18 protein-coding genes and 2 tRNA genes are annotated in these 22,084 nt (G+C 29.6%); 8 read left to right on the top strand and 12 right to left on the bottom strand.

The window, feature by feature from the left end; genetic code table 11:
- Window positions 1-28: 28 nt before the first annotated feature.
- From AJN58_RS05390 to AJN58_RS05380, 3 genes are read right to left on the bottom strand one after another with little or no spacing between them, the layout of a single operon-like run.
- Window positions 29-595, bottom strand: coding sequence for an anthranilate synthase component II (locus AJN58_RS05390; protein ID WP_070292065.1), 567 nt, complete (start codon window positions 593-595; stop codon window positions 29-31).
- Window positions 592-2,376, bottom strand: coding sequence for a bifunctional chorismate-binding protein/class IV aminotransferase (locus AJN58_RS05385; protein ID WP_044794263.1), 1,785 nt, complete (start codon window positions 2,374-2,376; stop codon window positions 592-594). The genes AJN58_RS05390 and AJN58_RS05385 overlap by 4 nt, the downstream gene beginning before the upstream one ends.
- Window positions 2,366-3,430, bottom strand: coding sequence for a tyrosine-type recombinase/integrase (locus AJN58_RS05380; protein WP_002861500.1), 1,065 nt, complete (start codon window positions 3,428-3,430; stop codon window positions 2,366-2,368). Before AJN58_RS05380 ends, AJN58_RS05385 begins: the two co-directional genes overlap by 11 nt.
- 626 nt (window positions 3,431-4,056) lie before the next feature.
- Between AJN58_RS05380 and AJN58_RS05375 the strand changes: the two genes are divergently transcribed.
- From AJN58_RS05375 to AJN58_RS05360, 4 genes are all read left to right on the top strand, one after another.
- Window positions 4,057-4,719: a thiol:disulfide interchange protein DsbA/DsbL gene (locus AJN58_RS05375; RefSeq protein WP_052780819.1), complete on the top strand. Its 663-nt coding sequence runs from the start codon at window positions 4,057-4,059 to the stop codon at window positions 4,717-4,719.
- Complete coding sequence (gene dsbI, locus AJN58_RS05370; RefSeq protein WP_070233345.1) at window positions 4,716-5,513, top strand: protein-disulfide oxidoreductase DsbI; 798 nt, start codon at window positions 4,716-4,718, stop codon at window positions 5,511-5,513. Before AJN58_RS05375 ends, dsbI begins: the two co-directional genes overlap by 4 nt.
- Window positions 5,514-5,612: 99 nt before the next feature.
- A complete protein-coding gene (locus tag AJN58_RS05365; protein WP_002861503.1) occupies window positions 5,613-7,475 on the top strand; it encodes an aryl-sulfate sulfotransferase in 1,863 nt (620 codons plus the stop codon).
- A gap of 87 nt (window positions 7,476-7,562) precedes the next feature.
- Window positions 7,563-8,204, top strand: coding sequence for a thiol:disulfide interchange protein DsbA/DsbL (locus AJN58_RS05360; RefSeq protein WP_044779244.1), 642 nt, complete (start codon window positions 7,563-7,565; stop codon window positions 8,202-8,204).
- 34 nt (window positions 8,205-8,238) lie between these two features.
- Here AJN58_RS05360 and AJN58_RS05355 read toward each other — a convergent pair whose 3' ends face one another.
- Window positions 8,239-9,225, bottom strand: coding sequence for a c-type cytochrome (locus AJN58_RS05355; RefSeq protein ID WP_044779283.1), 987 nt, complete (start codon window positions 9,223-9,225; stop codon window positions 8,239-8,241).
- Between the two features lie 202 nt (window positions 9,226-9,427).
- Between AJN58_RS05355 and AJN58_RS10095 the strand changes: the two genes are divergently transcribed.
- Window positions 9,428-9,568, top strand: a complete 141-nt coding sequence (locus AJN58_RS10095) for a hypothetical protein (RefSeq protein WP_070292064.1) — start codon at window positions 9,428-9,430, stop codon at window positions 9,566-9,568.
- Here the strand turns inward: AJN58_RS10095 and AJN58_RS05345 are convergent.
- Genes AJN58_RS05345 through AJN58_RS05325 form a run of 5 tightly spaced genes read right to left on the bottom strand, consistent with a single transcriptional unit; the run spans window position 9,556 to window position 14,037 of the window.
- The gene (locus AJN58_RS05345) at window positions 9,556-10,188 is read right to left on the bottom strand and encodes a hypothetical protein (protein ID WP_002861507.1); all 633 of its coding nucleotides are present in this window, start codon (window positions 10,186-10,188) and stop codon (window positions 9,556-9,558) included. The genes AJN58_RS10095 and AJN58_RS05345 overlap by 13 nt on opposite strands.
- Window positions 10,185-10,427, bottom strand: coding sequence for a hypothetical protein (locus AJN58_RS05340; RefSeq protein ID WP_002852415.1), 243 nt, complete (start codon window positions 10,425-10,427; stop codon window positions 10,185-10,187). Before AJN58_RS05340 ends, AJN58_RS05345 begins: the two co-directional genes overlap by 4 nt.
- On the bottom strand, window positions 10,411-11,457 hold the full coding sequence (locus AJN58_RS05335) for a DHH family phosphoesterase (protein ID WP_002861508.1): 1,047 nt from the start codon (window positions 11,455-11,457) through the stop codon (window positions 10,411-10,413). The genes AJN58_RS05340 and AJN58_RS05335 overlap by 17 nt, the downstream gene beginning before the upstream one ends.
- A gap of 8 nt (window positions 11,458-11,465) precedes the next feature.
- On the bottom strand, window positions 11,466-13,640 hold the full coding sequence (gene flhA / locus AJN58_RS05330; RefSeq protein ID WP_002890378.1) for a flagellar biosynthesis protein FlhA: 2,175 nt from the start codon (window positions 13,638-13,640) through the stop codon (window positions 11,466-11,468).
- Window positions 13,627-14,037 carry an Rrf2 family transcriptional regulator gene (locus tag AJN58_RS05325; protein ID WP_044780498.1) on the bottom strand — a complete coding sequence of 137 codons (411 nt, stop codon included), beginning with the start codon at window positions 14,035-14,037 and terminating at the stop codon, window positions 13,627-13,629. Before AJN58_RS05325 ends, flhA begins: the two co-directional genes overlap by 14 nt.
- 174 nt (window positions 14,038-14,211) lie before the next feature.
- Here AJN58_RS05325 and rpsO point away from each other — a divergent pair, with 174 nt between their 5' ends.
- On the top strand, window positions 14,212-14,484 hold the full coding sequence (gene rpsO / locus AJN58_RS05320; RefSeq protein WP_002852579.1) for a 30S ribosomal protein S15: 273 nt from the start codon (window positions 14,212-14,214) through the stop codon (window positions 14,482-14,484).
- Window positions 14,485-14,569: 85 nt separating this feature from the next.
- Here the strand turns inward: rpsO and AJN58_RS05315 are convergent, their stop codons facing one another.
- Both AJN58_RS05315 and flgL read right to left on the bottom strand, forming a co-directional pair.
- The gene (locus AJN58_RS05315) at window positions 14,570-17,410 is read right to left on the bottom strand and encodes an FtsK/SpoIIIE family DNA translocase (protein ID WP_044780499.1); all 2,841 of its coding nucleotides are present in this window, start codon (window positions 17,408-17,410) and stop codon (window positions 14,570-14,572) included.
- A gap of 107 nt (window positions 17,411-17,517) precedes the next feature.
- Window positions 17,518-19,767, bottom strand: a complete 2,250-nt coding sequence (gene flgL, locus AJN58_RS05310) for a flagellar hook-associated protein FlgL (RefSeq protein ID WP_070276256.1) — start codon at window positions 19,765-19,767, stop codon at window positions 17,518-17,520.
- A gap of 180 nt (window positions 19,768-19,947) precedes the next feature.
- Between flgL and AJN58_RS05305 the strand changes: the two genes are divergently transcribed.
- Both AJN58_RS05305 and AJN58_RS05300 read left to right on the top strand, forming a co-directional pair.
- A tRNA-Leu gene (locus tag AJN58_RS05305) sits at window positions 19,948-20,034 on the top strand.
- Between the two features lie 10 nt (window positions 20,035-20,044).
- Window positions 20,045-20,119 (top strand) — tRNA-Gly (locus tag AJN58_RS05300).
- Between the two features lie 30 nt (window positions 20,120-20,149).
- On the opposite strand, the gene abc-f is transcribed toward AJN58_RS05300, so the two are convergent.
- Window positions 20,150-22,081 (bottom strand): ribosomal protection-like ABC-F family protein, encoded by a 1,932-nt coding sequence (gene abc-f / locus AJN58_RS05295; RefSeq protein WP_070276253.1) that lies wholly within the window; start codon window positions 22,079-22,081, stop codon window positions 20,150-20,152.
- Between the last annotated feature and the right edge of the window lie 3 nt (window positions 22,082-22,084).

The raw sequence follows: 22,084 nt of genomic DNA, 5'->3' as shown, positions 1-22,084 counted from the left end.
CATATTTATATTTTAAATGCAAAAAAGACTAAAGCTTCATAAAGTTTTTAAGTATTTTTTTACCTTTTTGAGTTAAAACCGCTTCGGGGTGAAATTGCAATCCATAAATAGGATATTTTTTATGTTTAATTGCCATAATAATATTTTCTGAATTATGAGCTAAAATTTTGCATTTTTTAGGCATAGAACTGATATACAAAGAATGATATAAGCAAATTTCAATTTCTTTTTTAATACCCTTAAAAATAGGATCTTTCTTAAAATAAAGTTTAGAAATTTTACCATGCGTAGGATTTTCCATTTTAGAAATGCTACCGCCAAAAACTTTAGCTATACACTGATGTCCTAAACATATACCTAAAATTTTTTTATTTTTTTTAAAATATTTGATTGCTTTTAGGCTTAATTTAGATTCCTTCGGAGAGTGAGGGCCAGGAGAAATGATAAGATGAGTAAAATCAAATTTTTCTAATTCTTTAGCTTTTTTAAAGGCATCATTTTTTATCACTTTACATTCAAAACCAAGTTCTTTAAGATAATAGATGATGGTATAACTAAAAGAATCATAATTATCTATAAATAAAATTTTCTTCATTGTAATTTTACCTTTTTTAAACCACGCACGGAATTAATACAATAAATATTTTCTGCTTCAAATAAATCTTGTTTAAATAATGCTTTTTCTTTTATCAAACCAAGATTGATTAAGAAATTTCTATATACGCCATTTAACATACCGCTTTGAATTTGTGGAGTATAAAATTGAGAGTTTTTTTCTAAGATGAGATTGGTTCTTGAACCTTCGCAAAGTTCATCTTTTTCGTTAAAAAAAGCTATGTCATAACACAAGTTTTGATGCCATTTGTATGAGTGTTGATTATAAAAAGTACGCAAAGAGCTTTTGTGATAGAGATTGTCACTTTTTGAGTTAATTTTATCATCACTTAAAAGCAAAATATCGTTTGAATTTTGTTTTAAGGCACTTTGTTGAAATTCGTATCTTCCGTCTTTGTATAAAATAAGCTTTAAAATTCCTTCTTTGTGTGGATTTTTAAAGGGTAGGGGAAAATTATAAAATAAAGAGTGTTTTTTATGGAAAATTTTTTCATCGAGTTTAAAAAGTGTAAAATTTTGATATTCTTTATAAGAATTTTTTTGATTTAAAATATTATAAAAATCTTTAAAGATGTTGTGAGTATTAAAATTAAATTTAAGAGCTGAATTTATAAGCCTTAATAAATGTTCTTTTAAAAATAAAATTTGAGAATTTTTAAAATACATGGTTTCAAAAAGATGAAAATCACAAGGATTTAAGATCGCGCTTTTAAGTTTTAATTCTTCAAATTCATCTTTGAAATTTGAGTCCCAAACCAAGCCACTACCCGTGCTATAAGTATAAATTTCATCTTGTTTTTCTAAGGTGCGTATGGCTACGCTAAATTTATTTTTATTTTTGTGTATTAAACCTATGGTTCCGCAGTAAATACCACGCTCTCTTTGTTCTAATTCTTTAATAAATTTGATACTTTCAAGCTTTGGAGCACCTGTAATAGAACCGCAAGGAAAGAGAGCTTTAAAAATTTGATATAAAGAAATATTTTTTTTAAGTTTTCCTTGTACGCTTGAAGTCATTTGATGTAAAGTAGGATGACTTTGAATTTCAAAAAGTTTGGTTTTTAAGCTTTTTTTTGTGATGATTTTTGAAAGATCGTTGCGTAAAAGATCGCAAATCATAACATTTTCACTTAGATTTTTTGTATCATTTTGCAAGAAGGTTTTATTTTCTTCATCTTTTATAGGATCTTTATCACGCTTAATTGTGCCTTTCATAGGTTTTGTAAATATTTTTCTTTTTTTGGTCTTGAAGAAAAGTTCAGGTGAGAAGGACAAAATTTCTCTTGTTTCATCTTTTATAAAAGCTTTAAATTCAGTATTTTGTCTAGAAAGCAAAAGTTTAAAAAGTTCAAAAGAATCCATTTTGCTATGAAATTTAAAATTTTGAGTGAGGTTGATTTGATAAACTCTTCCTTTGGAGATTGCCTCTTTAACCTTGATGAAATTTTCTTTGTAATTATCTTGATCTAAAAAATTTATAAATTCAGGAATAAATTTTTCTTCATCAATATCTTCTTTTTGAAATTTTTTTCTTTTTTTAAAAGCAAATATAGACAAATAAGCTTTTTTACTTGTGAAATTTTTATCTTGAAAATATCTATATAGCTCATAATCAGCAAGCATTAAAATATAAAAATCATTTTTATATTTTTCTATAAATTTAAAGCACTTTTTACTTTCTTTGTGGTTAAAGGCTTTTAAAGTGTGTTTTAAATCATAGTAAAAATATCCACCAAAAACAGCATAGTTTTCAAGAGTCACTTAATTCCTTTGCAACCTGTGCGGCAAGTTTTAATTTATCATTATCAAAATGAGTATAAATTCTTGAAGTATTTAAACTCGCATGTCCTAAAGCTTCTTGAACTAAAATTAAATCTTTTTGCTTTTTATAAAGTAGGGTGGCAAAAGTATGACGCAACATGTGAGCACCATTTTTTTGTTTGCGAATTCCTGCACGAAATAAAAGCTGTTCTACTATGCGACTGACATAAGATTGGGTCAGTGGAGTGCCTTTTTTATTGACAAAAAGCAGGGCGTCTTTGCTCATATAATTAATACTTACATTTTTAAGCAAATCGTAAATAAGTTCTTTTTTTATCATTACAACACGATATTTATTGCCTTTAGCTCTTATTCTTATGATATAAAGATCGTTTTCTTCGCTAATATCACCCATTTTGATATTGATAGCTTCGCTTACCCGTATGCCTGTAAAAATGATGATTTTAATAATAAGTTTATTGCGTATGGTATTGTTTTTAAAATCTGCATTTTCAATAGCATCAAGAAATTTTTTAAGTTCTTCTTCACTCATAAATTCAGGTAATTTTACCCCTTTAGAACCCGCTATACCTGCCCAGTTTTTAAGATTGATATTGAAAATATGCGCTTTTTCATCTTCTTCATTTTGCTTGTCTAAAAAATCAAAAAAATTAATCACAGCAATACGGTAATTTTTTTTACTTGCATCTGATAAAGCACCTGTTATACTTGCTAAAACTTCTACAATGAGTTCTTCATCAATCTGTTTTAAAGAGTAAAGCTTGTAAAAATTTAAATATTCAAATACTTTTTTTAAAGGATTAAAATAAGTATTAATTCCACTTAAACCAGCATTTCTTGCTTTTTTTGCTAGAGCGTCAAGTTCTTCAATGTTTTTTACACCTTTTGCAAGAGCAAAATTAACTTCTGCTAAAGCTTGTGGATTTTTTAATTCTTTGTTAGATAGCGAGTTGAGTTTAAATTTTACATATTTTGCTAGCCAAAATAAGAATGATTTTTCAAAATTTTCTTCACAATCTAAAGGGTATTTCATAAAAACTTTTCCTAAATCTAAAATTTTAGCTTTTTAACTAGAAAAGGTATTTTAGTATTAACTTAGTAAAAAAAAGCTTTTTTAGGAAAAAGTTTGTCTTTATATGCAAGCCAAAAAGATTGAAATATTTTTATTAAATAAATCTTATATCAATCATAAAAAGATATGATAAAAGGTAAAAATATGTAAAATTTATAATTTTGTATTGAAAACTGTAATTTTCAAACTTTTTTATATACACCTAGATTATTCTACTTTGATATAGATTAAGCTACTATTTTTACATACTTTTATGATTTTACCTTTTGAGTGAAATAAACTTATCCATAAAATATAATGTAAAAAATTGATAATTTTATTTTGTAAATTAAAATTATATTTTATTTTTCTTGAAAACTATAAAGAATATTTAAAAATTAAATGATTTTATATTATTATCAAAATATACATAAAAATGATAACTTGTGCATTAAATTTTTTAATCCCCTATTCTTGATTTTTAGTTAAAGTAAATATTCTTAGTTATAAAATTTTTAAGAATATTTTTATTTTAATAGTTTTATAATGGTTATTACATAAAAACTTAATAAAAAGTTTTATCAAAACCAAATTTCAAGGAGAAGGTAATGAAATTTCCAGTAAAATTAGCAAGATCTATTGTTGTATGTGCTTTTTTAGCAGGTATAAGTGCCAGTGCATTAAGTGAAGGTAAAGAATATGTAATTCTTAAAAATCCTATTGCTAACGCTGATAATTCATTGATTGAAATTTTTTCTTATCGCTGTACTCATTGCTATGATCATCACAAATTTAATACCATGGGTAAAGTTAAAGAAAAATTACCTAATTTAACTTATAAATTTTATCCTGTAAGTTCTATGGGAGATTATGGAAAGCAAGCTAATGAAATTTTTGCTTTTGCGGCATTTAAAGATGGTGTAAATAAAGCTGATCCTACGGATAAAAATAGCTTAACTCATAAAGTTGCTGAAGCTTATTTTAATGCATATTTTAAGAAAAAACAAAGATGGGAAAATGGTAAAAATCCTGAAGCTTTTTATAGTGTCGGTTTAAAAGCAATGAATGTAAGTAAAGCTGATTTTGAAAATTTCTTAAAAACTCCAGAGGCTGCAGAGCTTTTAAAAAGTTATGAAATTGCCAATCCTATTTCGCAAAATTATGGCACCCCTGCTTTTGTTGTTAATGGAAAATATCAAATCGTTCCAAGTGCAATTAACTCTCCAGAGGCTTTGATTGAAATTACTAAAGAACTTAGCAAGCAAAAATGAGTTGTATAAAAATGAAAGATAATTGCAGAAATTTTTCACTTTCCAAATGGCAAGATACGCGCAAACCTTGGTTAATTTTGATTATAGTTACTATAGGGCTTACTTGTATAGCGCATTTTTTATTTCAAGAATATCTTTTTATGGAACCTTGCGAACAATGTGTGTATATAAGATTTGATATGCTTGTTATGGCTATAGGTGGTATGATTGCATTAATCAACCCTAAAAATAATATTATAAAAATTTTTTCTTATGGCTTAGCTTTTTATGGAATTTGGCTTGGCTTGGAGCATTGTATAACTTTAAATCATATTCATGAAGTGGTTCATTCTGAAAATCCTTTTGCAGGTGTAGATGGATGTCGTGAAATTCCTATTTATCCATTTAATTTACCTTTGCATGAGTGGGCTCCTAGTTGGTTTTTGCCAACAGGAGAATGTGGGATGGATACCCCTGTAGTTCCAGAAAATGCTTATAATCATCTTAATGCTTTTCAAAAATTTTTTATAGGAACTCCACCTAATTTTGAAAATGGGCTTTATAGCAATGGTTGGTATTTGATTCCTAGTTTAAAGTTTATGAATATGGCAATTTGCTGTCTTATAGCATTTTTATGTTGTTTTATTGTGCTTTTTGCAATGTTTATAGTCTATGTTTTAGATAAAAATAAACCTAATGCTAAAATTTTTGCATTGGTGATTGTTATTTTGGTTTTGATGCTTAAATTTATAGGCGAACCAAAAAATCCAAATCAAAATATAGCTAGTTTAAATCATTTAAATCAAGTCATTTAAAGATACTCTTAAAATACGCAACAAATTATTTTTGTTGTGTATTATTAAAATTTTATTAAGCTATCTTAGGATGGCTTAAATAATTTTAAAGGATTGATCATGAGACTTAGCAAAACTCTTTGTATGGCACTTTTGGCGGGTTCTACCCTACTTGCACCTAATGCTTTAATGGCCATGGGTGGTCCTAGTGGAGCGAAAATAGATTGGCAAATTCAAGGACAAATAGGTGCGATTAAAATGAATCCTTATGGATTGTCTCCTTTGACCGCTATTATTATGGATAATGGTTATGTCTTAAGTGATATAAAAGTAACCATTGTTCCTAAACCAAATGGTCAAACTATTTCTTATAATGTGAATTCTAAAATGGCTAAGACTTATGGTGGAATTCCTATTTTTGGACTTTATCCTTCTTATTTAAATACAGTAAAGGTAAGTTATACTAAAACTGCAAATGGTAAAAGTCAAAAAGTCATTGATGAGATTTATAAAATTACAACTCCAGGGGTTAGCATAGAACCAAGTGGAAGTACTGATCAAAGAGGAACTCCTTTTGAAAATGTGAAAGTATTAAAAATGGATCCAAAATTTTCAGATAGGCTATATTTAGTAAATAATGCTCCTGGAAAACAATCTGGCAAAGGCTCACAATCTGTATGGAATAATCCTGTAGGTGGTGCTATGGAATGGGATGAAAATTCAAATGTCTTTATCATAGATACTAAGGGTGAAATCAGATGGTATTTTGATAACGATAAACTAATGAACTGGGATAATATTTACAATCGTGGAATTATGATGGGTTTTCATCAAAACAAAGATGGAGCTTTAACTTGGGGATTTGGTCAAAGATATGTAAAATACGATATCTTAGGAAGAGAAATTTTCAATCGCAAATTACCTGCTACCTATATAGATTTTTCTCATGCTATGGACAATATGCAAAATGGGCATTATTTATTAAGAGTAGCTTCAGCAAATACTTTGCGTCCAGATGGTAAGCATGTACGCACAGTGCGTGATACTATTATAGAAGTAGATGAGAATGGTAATGTTGTTGATGATTGGAGATTGTATGAGATTTTAGATCCTTATAGAAGTACTATTATCAAAGCTTTAGATCAAGGTGCAGTGTGTTTAAATATAGATGCAAGCAAAGCGGGTAAAACTTTAAGCGATGAAGAACTTGCCAAAATGGATGAAAGCGACAAATTTGGAGATATAGCAGGTACAGGTATAGGTAGGAATTGGGCTCATGTAAATAGCGTTGATTATGATCCAAGTGATGATAGTATTATTATTTCTAGTCGCCATCAAAGTGCTGTTGTTAAAATTGGTCGTGATAAAAAAATAAAATGGATTTTAGGGGCACATAAAGGGTGGAATAAAGAATTTCAAAAATATTTATTGCAACCTGTAGATAAAAATGGCAAAAAAATTGTTTGTGATGATGATTATAGCAAATGCCCAGGTTATGAAAATGACAATGGTGGATTTGATTTCACTTGGACGCAACATACAGGCTGGAGAATTGATAGTAAATCAAACAAGCGTTATATTTATATAAGTGTTTTTGATAATGGTGATGCAAGAGGAGCTGAACAACCTGCGTTTGCAAGTCAAAAATATTCTCGTGCTGTAATTTATAAAATCGATCAGCAAAATAAAACTGTGGAACAAATTTGGGAATATGGTAAAAATCGTGGAAATGAATGGTTTTCTCCTGTAACTTCTCTAACTCAATATGAACCAGATAAAGATTCTATTATGGTTTATAGCGCAACAGCTGGAATGGCTTTTGATCTTAGCAAAGGTGTAAGTCTTGGAGAGCCAAAACCTGAAATTGATGAATTTAACTGGGGTGCTAAGGAGCCTTCGGTTCAAATTCAATTTAGCGGTTCAGGCACGGGTTATCAAGCAATGCCTTTTAGCGTTGATCAAGCATTCAATCCTAAAAAATAAAACAATAAGCCCAAAAATAAATTTGGGCTTATTTATTTTTTTTAAATAAAATTATCTCTGAAAATTTTATTTAATCAAGGATATAGTATGCGTAATTTTTTTTGCAAATTTGTTTTAGCGCTTGTATTTTGCTCAAGTTTTGCGTTAGCAAATAATAGTTTTATTACTCTTAATCCAAATTTACCCAACTCCGAAAATAGTGTAATAGAAGCATTTTCTTATAAATGTATACATTGTTATAATCATCATAAATTTGGAACCCTTGAAAAACTAAGAGAAGCTTTTCCAAATTTGCATTTTAAACTCTATCCTGTAAGTTTAATGAATGGAGATTTTTCCAAAGAAATGAATGATCTTTTTGCCTTTGCTCAATACAAAGATGAGCAAAATGGTAAAGACGCGAGTTATTCTGATAGTTTATCTCATAAACTTGCTGATGTTTATTTTGTTTCTTATTTTTTAAACAAGCAAAGAAATTTTTCGAATTTAGATGAATTTTACGACATAGGTTTAAAGGCTATGAATGTAAATAAAAATGAAGTATTAAATTTTTTAAATACCCCAAAAGCTAAAGAAATTTTAAGCGAGTTTCAAAGAGCTAATGATATAGCTAAAACCTATGGCACCCCTGCTTTTGTTGTTAATGGAAAATATCAAATTAACCCAAGTGCAATCAATTCGATGCAAGATTTAGAAGATCTAGTTAAAAAATTAAGCAATATGAAATAATAAATTTTTTAAGGCAATAAAAATTGCCTTAAAATTATTTTTTGATCATATTTGTATAAGGTCCATAGCGATGTTGGGTTGTAGAAAAGCTATCATCATAAGGTCCTACATCCATATCTAAAGGTTTAACCTTTCTATCTGGAAAGTCTTTATCTCTATTTGCTTTAATAGGGCGAGCTTGTGAATTCATGTAAGCTGCTACATCATAAGCATCTTCAAGACTTAAGTCAGGCGCACCTTGAGGCATATTTTCTTTAATATAAGAAGCAGCTTTGATAAGACGATACATTCCAGCTCCTGTATTATAACTATCATTGCCCCAAAGTGGTGGATAAAGATAATACGCCCCTGCACTATCCTCATTTTTAAGCCCTAATCCATTTTCTTGATGACAAACGGCACATTTATCCATATAAATTGCCTTACCTTTTTTAGGATCAGCTGCTCTCGAGATGAAATCTATCTTCTTAAGCCCCTGCCCTTCTATCTTAGCTCCTACTGGAACTCCTTGAGATAACCATTGCATATAAGTTAGCATGGCTTTCATTTCAGGCGCATCACTAGGCATTCTTTTGCCATTCATAGAGCGTTCAAAACAGCCATTGATCCTATCTGCTAAGGTAATTACTTTATCTCCTCTGGCATTATATTGTGGAAATCTTGCCCAAATTCCTACAAAACCTGATTGATTTTGTACACTTCCACCATTAGCATGGCAACTTGAACAAGAAAGATTATTTCCCGCAAATCTTTTTTTAGGATCTTTGGCCTGTGGACCTACATATTTACTTGTTTCATTAAGAATTTTATTTCCCAAAATAACCATTTTGCTATATTCTGAATTTTTTGGCATTTTAGTTTCATCTATAGTACCATCTTCATTTAAAGCCTTAGGTAAATTCCATTTGGCAGTAGGTAGATCAATACCTGTTGCACTCTTAGTTTTTTCCAAATTTGGATCTAAGGCTAAAGCACAACTTCCACATAACAACAAAGTTAAAACTATAGAAAATTTATTCATCGTTTTTCCTCCTTAAATTTGTCTAATTCGAATTCAGTATATAACTTTGCTTCAAAAAAGTCAATAAAAGTTAATAATATTTCAATAAAAAACTTCAAATTCTTAAAACAATATTTATTTGCCTTATAATTAAAACTTTAAAATAAAAATAAAGTTTTTTTTGATAAAATTGAAGCTTGCAATATTTTTAAAGGTTGGTTTAATGAAAAATTTAAGCATTCAAGAAAAAAAAGACTTAGATAACTGCGTTTTTCAAAATCTTGGAAGGCAAGATACTTTTACTTTAAGTGTGATTTTTAAAAATTTTTATTTAAAAATTAAAACATTTATTTATTCTAAATAATACCACTTAAAATCTTTTTTTGTGTAAGAAAGATCTTTAAAAGAAGGCGATTGGATAAATAGTTTGCACTCTTTATCCAAATTTTCTATTCCGTATATTTTCATAGCCATTCTTGAGTCATGTCTTGTAAGTTCTATTCCAACGCAAGCTTGATTGTTGATTTTATAAAGCAAAGTACCGCCATCTTTTTCATCTATATTTAAAACATCCAAATTCTTATCTTTACTCATATCTTTTACATCTTTACTAAAAGAATATCGGAGTTTATAATATATCATAATATCCTGCATGGTATTTTTCAAATTTTGTAAATTTTCATTAATCAAGTATCCATTATTTTTATAAAGTTTTAAAAAATCTTCATTAAGAAATTTTTGAAAACTTTTATCTTTAGATAATTTTTGACAAGAGTTATAGCTATTTAAAATTCTAACTTGACCAGCTTCTATTAAAAGCTCAAGGCAATCTTTATTTTCTTGTGAAAATTGTACTAATTTAACTTCTTGAATCTTAAAATCTTTGTTCGGTTTTTTTTCATAAGCAAAATCATTTAATTTTTCGTAAATATTAGCAAAACTTAAAGAATATAAACTAAAAAAAAATAAAATACACTTTTTCATTGAAAAAAATCTTTGTATTTATTTTTTAGAAATTCCACGACTTCTAAAATTTCATCAACCCCTTCTTTGTTCGAATTTTCGAGCACATTATCTATATTATCGATATAAGCTTCTATTGCATTTTCTAATTTTTCTCTTTTAACTCCAGCGTATAAAAGCATAGCTTCTAAAACTATGCTAAGCTCATATTGTAAATCTTCTAGTTCATTTTTTAAGGTTTTATTATTGTTTTGATTCATTGTTTTCCTTTTTAAGTTCTTTGCTTTTAATTAAATCAATAATTTGAGCCTTAATATGATTATAATTTGCTCCATCTTTAAATGTCGCAAAAAGTCCACCACTAGCATTTTTATGTCCACCACCACCTACTAAATTTTTAGCCATTAAACTTACATCTATTTTTCCATTTGCACGAAAACTTAAGGTTTTTCTAGAACTAACATCAATAAAAAAGTCATAATCAGGATTTTTTACTAAAAAATCATTTCCAATAACAGAAGTATTGCCTATATTTGAAGTTAAGATGCCTTTATGGCCTTCATATTCTATACTGAAATTTTCTTTTAGCTCACTTAGTTTTTCAACTACAAAATAAGAAATTAAATTAGAAAGAGTATCATCATTTTTTCTGGCAAAATAATCCTTTTTTATAAAATGAGTAGCATTATCGAGTAAAATATTCGCATTTTCTTTTCCTATAAATTTCCAAGCCTTATCAAGCAAGAAAAACATATAATCAATTTGCGATTCTTTAAACATTACGCGATTTATTTCTTTTGCATTGGCAATCAAGCCTAAAAAAACCTTTCCAAGTTCAAAATTTTCATCCTCGCTTAGCCAAATATCAACAGCATTAACTACATCAACAAATTTTGAAAGTTTTAAAACTGGGGTGCAGATTTTAGAGAAAAAATCATAAACGATTTTAGTTGCACATCTTTTAGAATCAAGTAAATACCAAGAATATTTTTGAGCGCATTCTTCACCACTCTGATGATGATCAAGAAGAAAAATTTTAATATTTTTCTCTTTACAAATTTTTTCAAATTCTTCGCATTGATTTAAATTTAAATTTAAATCTGTTATTAGAATAATAGCTTTTCCGAAATTTTCATCTTTTTCTATATCGCCTATAATAGAGTTAAAATTTTCATTAATTTCTTTACCATAATTAGAATTATAAAATTTCACATTTTTAAAATAAAAATTTACTACAAATTGACAAGCATAACCATCAAGATCTGTGTGCGAAAGATGATAAATTTTCATTATATTCCTTAAAGTTCTATCCTAATAATACCCTCGGTATTAAAATTTGTATTTTCTGCAATTTCTGCAAAACTTAACACTACTATATTAATGCTAAAATTATAACAAATATCAGCAATGAATTTTCTAAGTTGCGGTTCAACGCAAAGTATAAAAGGCTTGATACGACCATTTGCTACCGCGGCAACTTCAGCCCTTAGAGTATCTACTAAAGTGCCTGTTTGAGCTACACTTAAAGGCAAGTGATAACTTCCATCTCTAAATTGTACATTTTCCATTAAAACTGCAGAGCTAGCAGAGTCTAAGATAAAAATATCCAAATTTCCTTTATCATCTAAATACATATTTGTAATCATCCTAGCTAAAGACGCCCTTACATGTTCAATAATCATATCAAAACTCTTGCTTACTTCTGCTATATCGCTTACAGATTCTAAAATAGTAAGCATATCTTTAATTGGTATGTGATGCTTAAGCAAGTCTTTGAGAATTTTTTGAATAAGACTTACAGGTGCAACACCTAAAGCACCTTCTACAATGATTGGATAATCATTTTTAACCTTATCAAGAAGATTTTGCACCTCTTGGCGTGTAAGAAGTTCGCTTGCGTGTGCTTTGATAAGTTCGCTCATATGTGTTGAAATAACACTTGCAGGATCTATTACTATATAGCCATTTAATGTTGCTTCATCTTTTAAATTCGCATCAATCCAAAGTGCATCAGAGTTAAAAGCAGGTTCTTTTGTAGCAATCCCTTCTATCTCTTCTGTGATAAAACCACTATCCATGGCTAAATATTTATCCGGATAAATTTCAGCACTTGCTATAGACACGCCCTTGAGTTTAAAACTATACTCATTTGGTTTAAGTCTTAAATTATCTCTTATTCTTATTTTTGGCATTAAAAATCCTAAACTTTCAGCAATACTTCTTCTCATTGAGCGAATTCTTTCTGTAAGTTCGTTTTCAGCAAGCTTAATAAGTCCGTATCCAAGTTCAAGTTCTAAAATTTCAACTTTGAGTATGTCGTTAATCTTGTACTCTTCTTCTTTGAGAATTTCCTCTTCGCTTTTCTTAGCAGGTGCTGCCGTTGTCCCACCTGCTCCACTTTGAGATGCAGCTGCGGCACTTGGTTTGCTTTTTTTAACTGTGGTTATATCAATTTTACCTTCCTTAACCTGCTTGGTAAGATAGCCAAGACTTAAAAAAACTAAAGCCATAAAGCCCAAGGATAAAGTTGGCAAACCAGGTACTAACGCAAAGATAAAAAGTACAAAACCTACTATTAAAAGTGTGCGATATTCACTTAAAAGTTGAGTTAAAGTTCCTTCTGCAAAATTTTCCTCATCTTTGCTTGCACGAGTGATAATTATAGCGGTTGCAGTAGAAGTAATAAGCCCTGGAATTTGCGATACAAGTCCATCGCCTATGGTTAAAATAGTATAAGTAGATGCAGCATCGCTTAAAGCCATATCGTGCTGAAAAGATCCTATTAAAAAACCACCTATGATATTTATAATAGTTATGATAATTCCTGCAACAGCATCTCCTTTGATAAATTTAGAAGAACCATCCATTGCACCATAGAAGTTTGCTTCAGCAATAACTTCTTGACGTCTTGCTCTAGCGGTTTGTTCATCGATAAGTCCTGCATTTAAATCCGCGTCAATAGCCATTTGTTTACCCGGCATTGCATCAAGTGTAAATCTTGCTTGTACTTCAGAAACCCTTGTACTACCTTTTGTTACAACCATGAAATTAATCAATACTAAGATACAAAATACAATCACACCAATGACCATATTTCCACCAACAACAAATTCTCCAAATGCTGCTATAATCTCACTCACAGCTTCAGGGCCGTTTTGCCCTTCGCTTAAAATCATCCTTGTAGTAGCTATATTTAAAGAAAGTCTAAATAAAGTAATAATCAAGATTAAAGTTGGAAAAGTTGTTAAATCTGTCGGTTTAGGTATATAAATAGAAATTAAAATAATTAATACCGATAAAGCTATACTTAAAGCTAAGAAAAAGTCCAAAATAGGACTTGGTAAAGGAACTATAATAATAGCTAAAATGCAAACTAAAAAACCAACAATAGTTAAGCTTTTAGCTTTTAAAACAGGAGCAATTAAAGGCCCCAAAAAAGGAAAAACTAAATCGACTATTTTATTTTTTGCCATTATTTTTCATAATATCTTCTAAAGTAATAGAATCTAAAAATTCATCTACTTTATTTTGTAAATTTACTAACATAGGCATTAAGGTGCAATTTTTTTCTTTATTATTTGGACAAGTACCACCGCTGCATTCAAATACACTGATATCCTTTTTTTCAGCACTATTAACAATTTCTTTTATAGTATATTGATTTGGTTCTTTGATTAATGCAAAACCACCTTTTGCCCCTTTAAAGGATTTTAACAAGCCATCTTTAGCTAAAGTTTGTAAAATTTTAGCTAAAAAACTTTTGGGAATATCAAGCTCTAAAGCTAAAGAATCTACATCTTGAGGTGCTTCTTTTTGAGAAATATAAATTAAAGAAAGTAAAGCGTATTCGCTAGCTTTGGTAAATAGCACAAATTCTCCTTATTATAACTACAGAAATAGCTGTAATTATAATAAATAATTCTTAGAAAAAGACTTAAATTTTGACAAAACCTTCTAAAAAGGATAAATTCAGTTTATTTTTTGCTTTTTAAGATAAAATTACAGTTCTTTAATTTTATTATTTTACCAATCAGGAGGTCTATCATGGCTTTGGATTCGGCCAAAAAAGCAGAAATAGTTGCGAAATTCGCTAAAAAACCAGGTGATACTGGTTCAACAGAAGTTCAAGTAGCTCTTTTAACTGCAAGAATTGCAGAACTTACAGAACATTTAAAAATCTACAAAAAAGACTTTTCATCAAGACTAGGACTTCTAAAACTTGTAGGTCAAAGAAAAAGACTTTTATCTTATCTTAAAAGAAAAGATTATAATTCTTATAGTAAGTTAATTACTGAATTAAATCTTAGAGATAAATAATTTTTAAGCCCTTTTTACGGGGCTTTTTCTTTTTAAATTTCTTCTTTTGTAATCAGTTTTATATATCAAAAATACAAGAAAAATCTTACAAGATTTCCCTTTGTCCTTTGGCATCAGGTTCGCTTAAAATCCCGTTTTGCGTAAGTTGTTCAATAATATTTGCAGAGCGGTTATAGCCGATTTTTAAACGGCGTTGCAAATAAGAAATGCTTGTTTTTCCATCTTCTAAGATCACTCTTTTGGCTTCTTCATAAAGCTCATCTACTTCCCCATCAAAGCTTTCATTTGTTGTAACACCCACGCTTTGCTGATCTTTTAAAAAGCTTTCATCATATTCTACGCTTTGTTGATCCTTTAGAAAATCCACGATTTTTTCTATTTCAAATTCGCTTGCAAAAGGCGCATGCAAACGCACTATAGAGCTTGTTCCAGGAGGAGTAAATAAACAATCCCCTCTTCCAAGTAAACTCTCAGCACCCATAGCATCTAAAATAACTTTAGAGTCAACTTTTTGCCCTACTTTATAAGAAATTCTACTTGGCAAATTCGCTTTGATCAGCCCTGTTACAACATCAACAGAAGGTCGTTGTGTAGCTACAATCAAGTGAATTCCACTTGCTCTTGCCATTTGTGCAAGTCTTCCTATATAAAATTCTACATCTTTACCTGCAGTCATCATCAAATCGGCAAGTTCATCAATAATTACTACAATAAAAGGGAGCTCTTCGCTACCTAATTCTTTCATTTTTTCATTGTAATTTTCTATATTTTTGGTTTTTGCATCTGCCATTAAACGATAGCGTCTTTCCATTTCAGCCACCATATTTGAAAGCGCATTGACCGCTTTTTTTGGATCTGTGATAACAGGAGTTAAAAGATGAGGAATATCATTATAAATGCTAAATTCAAGCATCTTAGGATCTATCATCATCAAACGCAAGGTTTTAGGAGAGTTACGATATAAAAGACTTAAAAGCATAGAATTTATCCCCACACTTTTACCGCTACCTGTAGTTCCTGCGATGAGTAAATGCGGAAGTTTTTTAAGATCGGTTACAAAAGCATTGCCTACTATATCTTTGCCCAAAGCTATAGTTAAAGGACTTTTAGCATTTTTAAAAACTTCGCTTTGTAAAATTTCTCTTAGATAAATAGTTTGAATTTCATCATTTGGGACTTCTATGCCTACAACATCTTTTCCTGGTATTGGAGCTTGAATACGGATTGATTTTGCCATTAAAGCCATAGTTAAATCATCTTGTAAATTTAAAATACGACTTACTTTTACATCTGCGCTAGGACGAAATTCAAAAGTAGTTACAACAGGACCAACATAAGTGCTTATAACATCGCCACCTATTTTAAAACGACGCAACTTTTCAAGAAGATTATAAATTTTTTTATCTATTTCACTTTCATTGATTTCTTGTCTATGCTCTTTTGGATTAGCTAAAAAATCTAATGGTGGCAAGGTGAAATCTTTTGGTTTTTCTATCTCACCCTGCTCTATTTCACGCAATAAAGCTTGGTTAATAGCAATTTCTTTGGCTAAAACTGCTTTTTGAAGTTTAATTTCTTGATCATTTGTTTTTTCATTATCGATTTTAATTTCTGTATTTTGGATAAAATCGAGTGTATTTTTTTCTTCTATAACTATTTCATTTATATTTTTTATAGGAGTAGGTTCTATATAAGGATGATTTAACTCTTCTACAATAGGAGTAAATTCGAAGATATTGTCTGCTTTATCTGGATTTTTATTTTCATTTATTTTGTTTGATTCTTCTGTTTCTGTTTTGATTGTCTTTGAGTTATTAAAACTGTATTTATTCCCTTCTATAATATCGCTTGAATTTATCGCATCATATTCTTCTAATTTTTTAATTTCTTGTTTTACTTTATTTTCTAAAATTTCATTTTGATAGGCTTTGTATTCTTGTTCTAGTTTTTCTTTTTTTATCAAATTCTCTCTAAGTTCAAGCTCTTTTGTGAAAATTTTTGGTTTAACTTCCTGTTTAGAAACTGGAATTTCAATATTTTTACGCTTATAACTTGGCTCATCTAAATTTTTATTTGTATCTATTTGCTTTATATCTTCAAGTTTTTTAGGTTTTAAAAAACGTTCAGGAATCATATCTACCCCTTCTTCTGAAATAAAATTAAAATCTTCATCAAGGCTAATGCTCATTTTGCTAGCCTTTTGTGCGAAATTTCGCACTTGTTGAGAATGCTCATAAACAAAACTTCTTGATTCTTTTAAGCTTTGTGTATCAATCTCTATGGTTTCATCTAAAATTTGATTTTTTAGTTTTTCAAAGTTTTCCTTAGCTGTGGTAATTGAATTTTTACTTGCATTGATATTGCAATCTTTGATTATCTGTTCTAAGTTATTGGTTTTTTCTTTTTTATTTATTTGCAAATTCTCATAAATACTATCTTGCAAAATATTTAATTTTGGAGCCATAGGTTCTGATTTACCTACATCTTCTTTCTCATTTTCTCCGCCAAATACACGCATAAGTAAAGATTTAAAAGCTTGCTCTACTTTTAATAAAAAAGTAAAATCTAATTCTATTTTTAAAATTTCTTTTGCAAATTTCGGAAACAATAAGATCAAAGAAAATAGCAAAAGTAAAAGAGCAAAAATTCCACTCCCTGTATGTCCTAAGATTATAGAAAAAAATCCATATACAATTTCTAAAATATACCCAAACTCTCTATAAAAGACAGAAAATAAAAGCAAAGTAGAAAAAAAGGCCAAAGAAAAACCAAAAAGCTCTCTACGCTTAAAATTTTCTATTTTATAATTTTTTCTATAGTAAAGATAATTTAACACAAGTAAAAAAAATGGATAATAATACCCAAATTCTCCAAATAAAAATAAATTAGCCTTGTAAACCCATTCTCCCATGCTAGGTGCTAGCATACAAAGACAAATATAAAAAATAACAAGTGTAGAGCTGGTAAAAATGGCTTCTTTTTTAATATTCTTTCCTTAAAAATAAAATCAAAGCCAAATTATACCATAAATTTTTACATATAATTTAATAAGCTAAGTTGAGAAATTGTTGTACTAGCCTTAAGAGAAGCTTGATATGCAAGTTGAACTTGCATTAAATTCATCATAGCTTCACCATAATCTACATCAATAACATTTGACTTAATGCTTTGCACATTTACGCTTAAGAAATTTACTCGAGTATTGACACCATCTATAGTATTATGATAAGCTCCCATGGTTGTATTAAGCTTGCTGATATGATCTGCTAAATGATCGAGTCTTTCTAAAGCTCCTTGCATTCCGGTATTTCTTGGATCGGCCGAATTTCCATCGGCTCTCATATTACCACTTAAAACCGCATCTATCATAGTATCTAAATCTTTTATAAGATCAACATTTGGTTCATCTATAACTAAAGCATTATTGGCACTAAAACTAAAATTTGGACCATTCTCTACTTGCGCAGTTGTAGTATAAGGTGGTTGCGGAAAATGTCCACTTTGAGAATCACTTAAAGAAATTCCTATGTTGGTTCCTGAGGATAGCTTATCGGTAACGCTAATGCGACCTTTATAATCCATGCTTACATCAACAGTAGCTTGAGAATCTTTCATGAGTTGTTGTAAACTATTATAACCATTTGCATCAACTTTTCCATTTGTAGCTGTTATGCTTTGGGTTGGAATTTTATCTGCGGCAAACATACCTATAATATCATTGATTTGACCATAAGTAATATCATTTGATCCTGTAACAACTCCACTATTTCCAGTTGCAGGATCAGTATGGGTTATAGGAAAACTTATGGTTTGACCTGGAATATTAGGATCAGGATAGCTTACAGTTGAAGTTTGTAAATTTATAGTAACATCGTAAGAATTTCCACCTTTGGAATTGACTTTTAAATTTAAAGTAGTACCATTTAGACTATTTCCTGCCATTACCTCGCTAAGTTTGGTTGAATCAGTTGCATAAGCATTACTTCCTTTAATAACTTGAGAAACATTACCATAAACAGTATTTCCATCTTTTTCAAAATAAACATTATCATAATCTGCACCATTGGCTTTGTTGCCAGCTGAATCAGTCATATTGCTTTTAATAAAATCAGTTTGAGCTAAACTAAAGGTAAACTCTTGCTCTTTTCCATCTTTTCCTGTTAATTTAATAGTAACTGGACTAGTTGGATTGGTAATATCACCATTTTTCATAGCCTCTTGCATAACAGCATTGGTAACATTATCCATGTTAAGATCATTATCCTTAACAAATTTTTCCATTGCTTTGAAACTTTCTGTTTTGTCCATTTGTGGAGTATAGGCTACGGCATGAAAGTCTAATTTATTATTGCCTTGTTTTAAATCTGTGATTTGAATTTGACCACTATTATTGATGCTTACTTCTACAACTTTATTATTAGCAGTGTTGCCATAAAGTGCACCAATTTGCTCTAATACATCTTCTATTTTATCATCTGGTTTTACTAAAACTGCACTTTTAAAGCTTGTTCCATCTGGTTTTGTTCCTTGAACATAGAGTGTTGAAGGTGGAAAATTAAGTTTTCGGTCTTTATCTTCAAAATCTATATCCGGATCTAATTTTCCATCTTTTACATAATTTTGCCCGATAAGCTGCTTCCAAGCAGAATCCCCGTTTAAATATTCTTGTTTATCTTTATCTGTATAACGATTATCTGTAAAACTGATATTAGTAGTAATTTGTTTTTTATAGTCTCCATCTGCTTTGAAAAATAAATCCCATCCAGGTATATTATAAGGACTTTCAGTTCCAGCTCCAGTTACTACATTGATATTATTTTTATCTCCATAATAATTACCATTGGAATCAAAAGGTTTATTTGCAACTTGTGAGCCTGCAAAAAGATACTGACCATTAACGCTAGTATTTGCAAGCTGAACTATACTCTCTTTTATGCGTTCTAATTCTTTTGCTATAGCCTCCCTTGAAGTTTGAGAGTTCCCATCACTTGCAGCTTGAGTTACTTTAACTTTAAAATCTTCAAGAAGTTTTACCATATCTTGCAAAGCTTTCATGCTGTTTTGAGTCATTTCTTTTGCACTGTTTGTTGCTTGTTTTACTTGTTCTAATGTTTTAATTTCATATTCAAGACGCGTATTATCTATATAAATGCTTGCATCTTCATATGAATTTTGTATTTTTAAACCTGAAGCAAGTTGTTGAGATATCTGATATAAAGCACTTTGACCACCCATAGAATTATTCACACTATTTGTGAAATTAAGTTTATTTGTAATTCTCATTTTTTTCCTCTAAAGTATTAAAGTTAAAATCTTTTCAAACATTGCTAATAAACAAAAGCAATAACTGTTCCAAAAATTTAAATTACATAATTTTATATAATCTTTTTGAAAATACTTTTTATTTTTAAAGTATTTTTTAGTCTAAAAAAGTATAATTTCAACTTTAAATCTTAAAAATGAGCCCGAGTGGTGAAACTGGTAGACGCGCCAGACTCAAAATCTGGTAAGGGCAACCTTGTGTCGGTTCGAGTCCGACCTCGGGCACCACTTATTTTTTGCGGGAATAGCTCAGGGGTAGAGCACAACCTTGCCAAGGTTGGGGTCGCGAGTTCGAATCTCGTTTCCCGCTCCATAGAGTAAAAAAATATAAAATCTTTATTAATTATAAATTCTCACTTTTCTCTAATACTAAAAAATACTCATTTTCTAGAATTTCAAGTTCTTTTTGCATTACTTCAAGCTCTTGATAAAGCTTGTTAATACCTATTTCTTGATATACATTTGGATCGGATAAATCTTGATTTAATTTAGCTATCTTTTGCTCTAAAAAATCTATTTTTTCAGGATGGTTTTTTAATATCTCATTTTCTTTGTAGCTTAATTTTTTAGAGCTTTTTTCTTTTTGGTTATTATTTTGCTCTTGGGTTTGAAGCTCTAAAGCAAAATTATCCAATTCTTCAATTTCTTTTTCATTTTCAAGATATTCAGTATAAAGAGTGTGTAAAATATTTATATATCCATTTCCCTCAAAAGCATAAAGTTTTGTTGCGATTTTATCAACAAAATATCTATCGTGTGATACTAGCAAAATAGCCCCTTCAAAACTAAGTAAGTATTCTTCTAGTATATTAATCGTAGCTATATCAAGATCATTAGTTGGCTCATCTAAAATCAAAACATCATATTCTTTAGTAAAAAGCAAGGCTAAAGCAACGCGATTTTTCTCTCCACCACTTAAAAGAGCCACACTTTTATCTAAAAATTCCTTAGGAAATAAAAAATTTTTCAAATATCCATAAACATGCATATTTTTACCACGAACTTCAACCCTATCTCCACCATTGGGACAAAAAATTTCAAGCAAGCTTTTATCAGAATTTACCAAGCTTCTAGCTTGATCAAAATATCCTATCTTAAGCTCTCCGCGTTTTATTTCACCGCTATCTTGTTTTATTTGCCCTAGAAGAATTTTTAACAATGTCGATTTTCCACAACCATTTCTTCCTACGATAGCTATGCGTTCACCTTGTAAAATACGCGTTGAAAAATCTTTAAAAAGATTTTTATTGTTTATATTTTTGCTTATATTTTTAAGCTCAAAAAGCATTTTTTTACGATTGATCGTTTTTCCTCCATTAAAATTTAAGGCCGCTCTTGAAATTTCAAGTTTTAAGCGTTTGATTGCTCCGGGATTTTTTTTCGCTTCTTCACGCATTTTAAAAATGCGTTCTTTTCGTCCTTCATTTCTTTTAAGTCTTGCCTTAACCCCTCTTCTAAGCCATTCTTCTTCGCTTTTTAATTGCTTTAAAAGAGTTTCATGGCTCTTAGCAAGGCTTTGCAAAATTTGTGTTTTTTTCTCTAAATAGTTTGCATATCCGCCTTTAAAAATACTAAGTTTACCCTGCTCCACTTCTATACACTTGTGTGCTATAGCGTTAATAAAATATCTATCATGGGAAATAAAAATCACACACATCTTTGAATTTTTTAGCAATTCTTCTAAAAAGCTTGTCATATATACATCTAAATGATTAGTTGGCTCATCAAGCAATAAAATATCAGGATTTTTTAGTAAAAGTATGCAAAGGCCAACGCGGCGTATTTCTCCACCACTTAAAGTAGATATAATACGATTTTCATACTCAAGCAAACTAAATTCTTTTAAAACGCGTATTATTTTAGATTCTATATTCCAAGCATCTTTACTATCAATCAAAGTCATAAGCGTATCTATTTTTTTAAGATAATCTTTATTGCTAGGATCTTCTTCTAATTTTTTATGCAGTATTTCATATTCTTCTAAGGCATTGTAAATTTCTGCAAGCTCTTGCTTGATGGCTTCTTTTACACTTAAATTTGCGTTAAAATCAACGGTTTGTGAAAGCATGGCTATGCTTTTTCCATTTTGTCTTATTACTCTACCGCTATCTAAAGGAAGTGCGCCTAAAAGCGTTTTTAAAAAAGTAGATTTTCCTTCTCCATTTTTGCCTATAATGGCAATCTTTTCTCCCTCGTTTGCGCTAAAATTTACTTCATTTAAAACTATTTTGTCTCCAAATTTTTTTGAAGCTTCAATTAAATCTATAAGAGCCATTTT

The sequence above is a fragment of the Campylobacter sp. BCW_4321 genome, assembly GCF_001763075.1.
Classification (GTDB): domain Bacteria; phylum Campylobacterota; class Campylobacteria; order Campylobacterales; family Campylobacteraceae; genus Campylobacter_D; species Campylobacter_D jejuni.
The sequence above is the reverse complement of the archived record's forward strand: the minus strand, read 5'-3'. Positions and strand labels throughout refer to the sequence as shown.

What these genes read in the sequence shown, in the direction of transcription:
- AJN58_RS05390 (WP_070292065.1), bottom strand. Translation starts at nt 595, where the DNA reads ATGAAGAAAATTTTATTTATAGATAATTATGATTCTTTTAGTTATACC.
- AJN58_RS05380 (WP_002861500.1), bottom strand. Translation starts at nt 3,430, where the DNA reads ATGAAATACCCTTTAGATTGTGAAGAAAATTTTGAAAAATCATTCTTA.
- AJN58_RS05375 (WP_052780819.1), top strand. Translation starts at nt 4,057, where the DNA reads ATGAAATTTCCAGTAAAATTAGCAAGATCTATTGTTGTATGTGCTTTT.
- dsbI (WP_070233345.1), top strand. Translation starts at nt 4,716, where the DNA reads ATGAGTTGTATAAAAATGAAAGATAATTGCAGAAATTTTTCACTTTCC.
- AJN58_RS05365 (WP_002861503.1), top strand. Translation starts at nt 5,613, where the DNA reads ATGAGACTTAGCAAAACTCTTTGTATGGCACTTTTGGCGGGTTCTACC.
- AJN58_RS05360 (WP_044779244.1), top strand. Translation starts at nt 7,563, where the DNA reads ATGCGTAATTTTTTTTGCAAATTTGTTTTAGCGCTTGTATTTTGCTCA.
- AJN58_RS05355 (WP_044779283.1), bottom strand. Translation starts at nt 9,225, where the DNA reads ATGAATAAATTTTCTATAGTTTTAACTTTGTTGTTATGTGGAAGTTGT.
- AJN58_RS10095 (WP_070292064.1), top strand. Translation starts at nt 9,428, where the DNA reads ATGAAAAATTTAAGCATTCAAGAAAAAAAAGACTTAGATAACTGCGTT.
- AJN58_RS05345 (WP_002861507.1), bottom strand. Translation starts at nt 10,188, where the DNA reads ATGAAAAAGTGTATTTTATTTTTTTTTAGTTTATATTCTTTAAGTTTT.
- AJN58_RS05340 (WP_002852415.1), bottom strand. Translation starts at nt 10,427, where the DNA reads ATGAATCAAAACAATAATAAAACCTTAAAAAATGAACTAGAAGATTTA.
- AJN58_RS05335 (WP_002861508.1), bottom strand. Translation starts at nt 11,457, where the DNA reads ATGAAAATTTATCATCTTTCGCACACAGATCTTGATGGTTATGCTTGT.
- flhA (WP_002890378.1), bottom strand. Translation starts at nt 13,640, where the DNA reads ATGGCAAAAAATAAAATAGTCGATTTAGTTTTTCCTTTTTTGGGGCCT.
- rpsO (WP_002852579.1), top strand. Translation starts at nt 14,212, where the DNA reads ATGGCTTTGGATTCGGCCAAAAAAGCAGAAATAGTTGCGAAATTCGCT.
- AJN58_RS05315 (WP_044780499.1), bottom strand. Translation starts at nt 17,410, where the DNA reads ATGCTAGCACCTAGCATGGGAGAATGGGTTTACAAGGCTAATTTATTT.
- flgL (WP_070276256.1), bottom strand. Translation starts at nt 19,767, where the DNA reads ATGAGAATTACAAATAAACTTAATTTCACAAATAGTGTGAATAATTCT.
- abc-f (WP_070276253.1), bottom strand. Translation starts at nt 22,081, where the DNA reads ATGGCTCTTATAGATTTAATTGAAGCTTCAAAAAAATTTGGAGACAAA.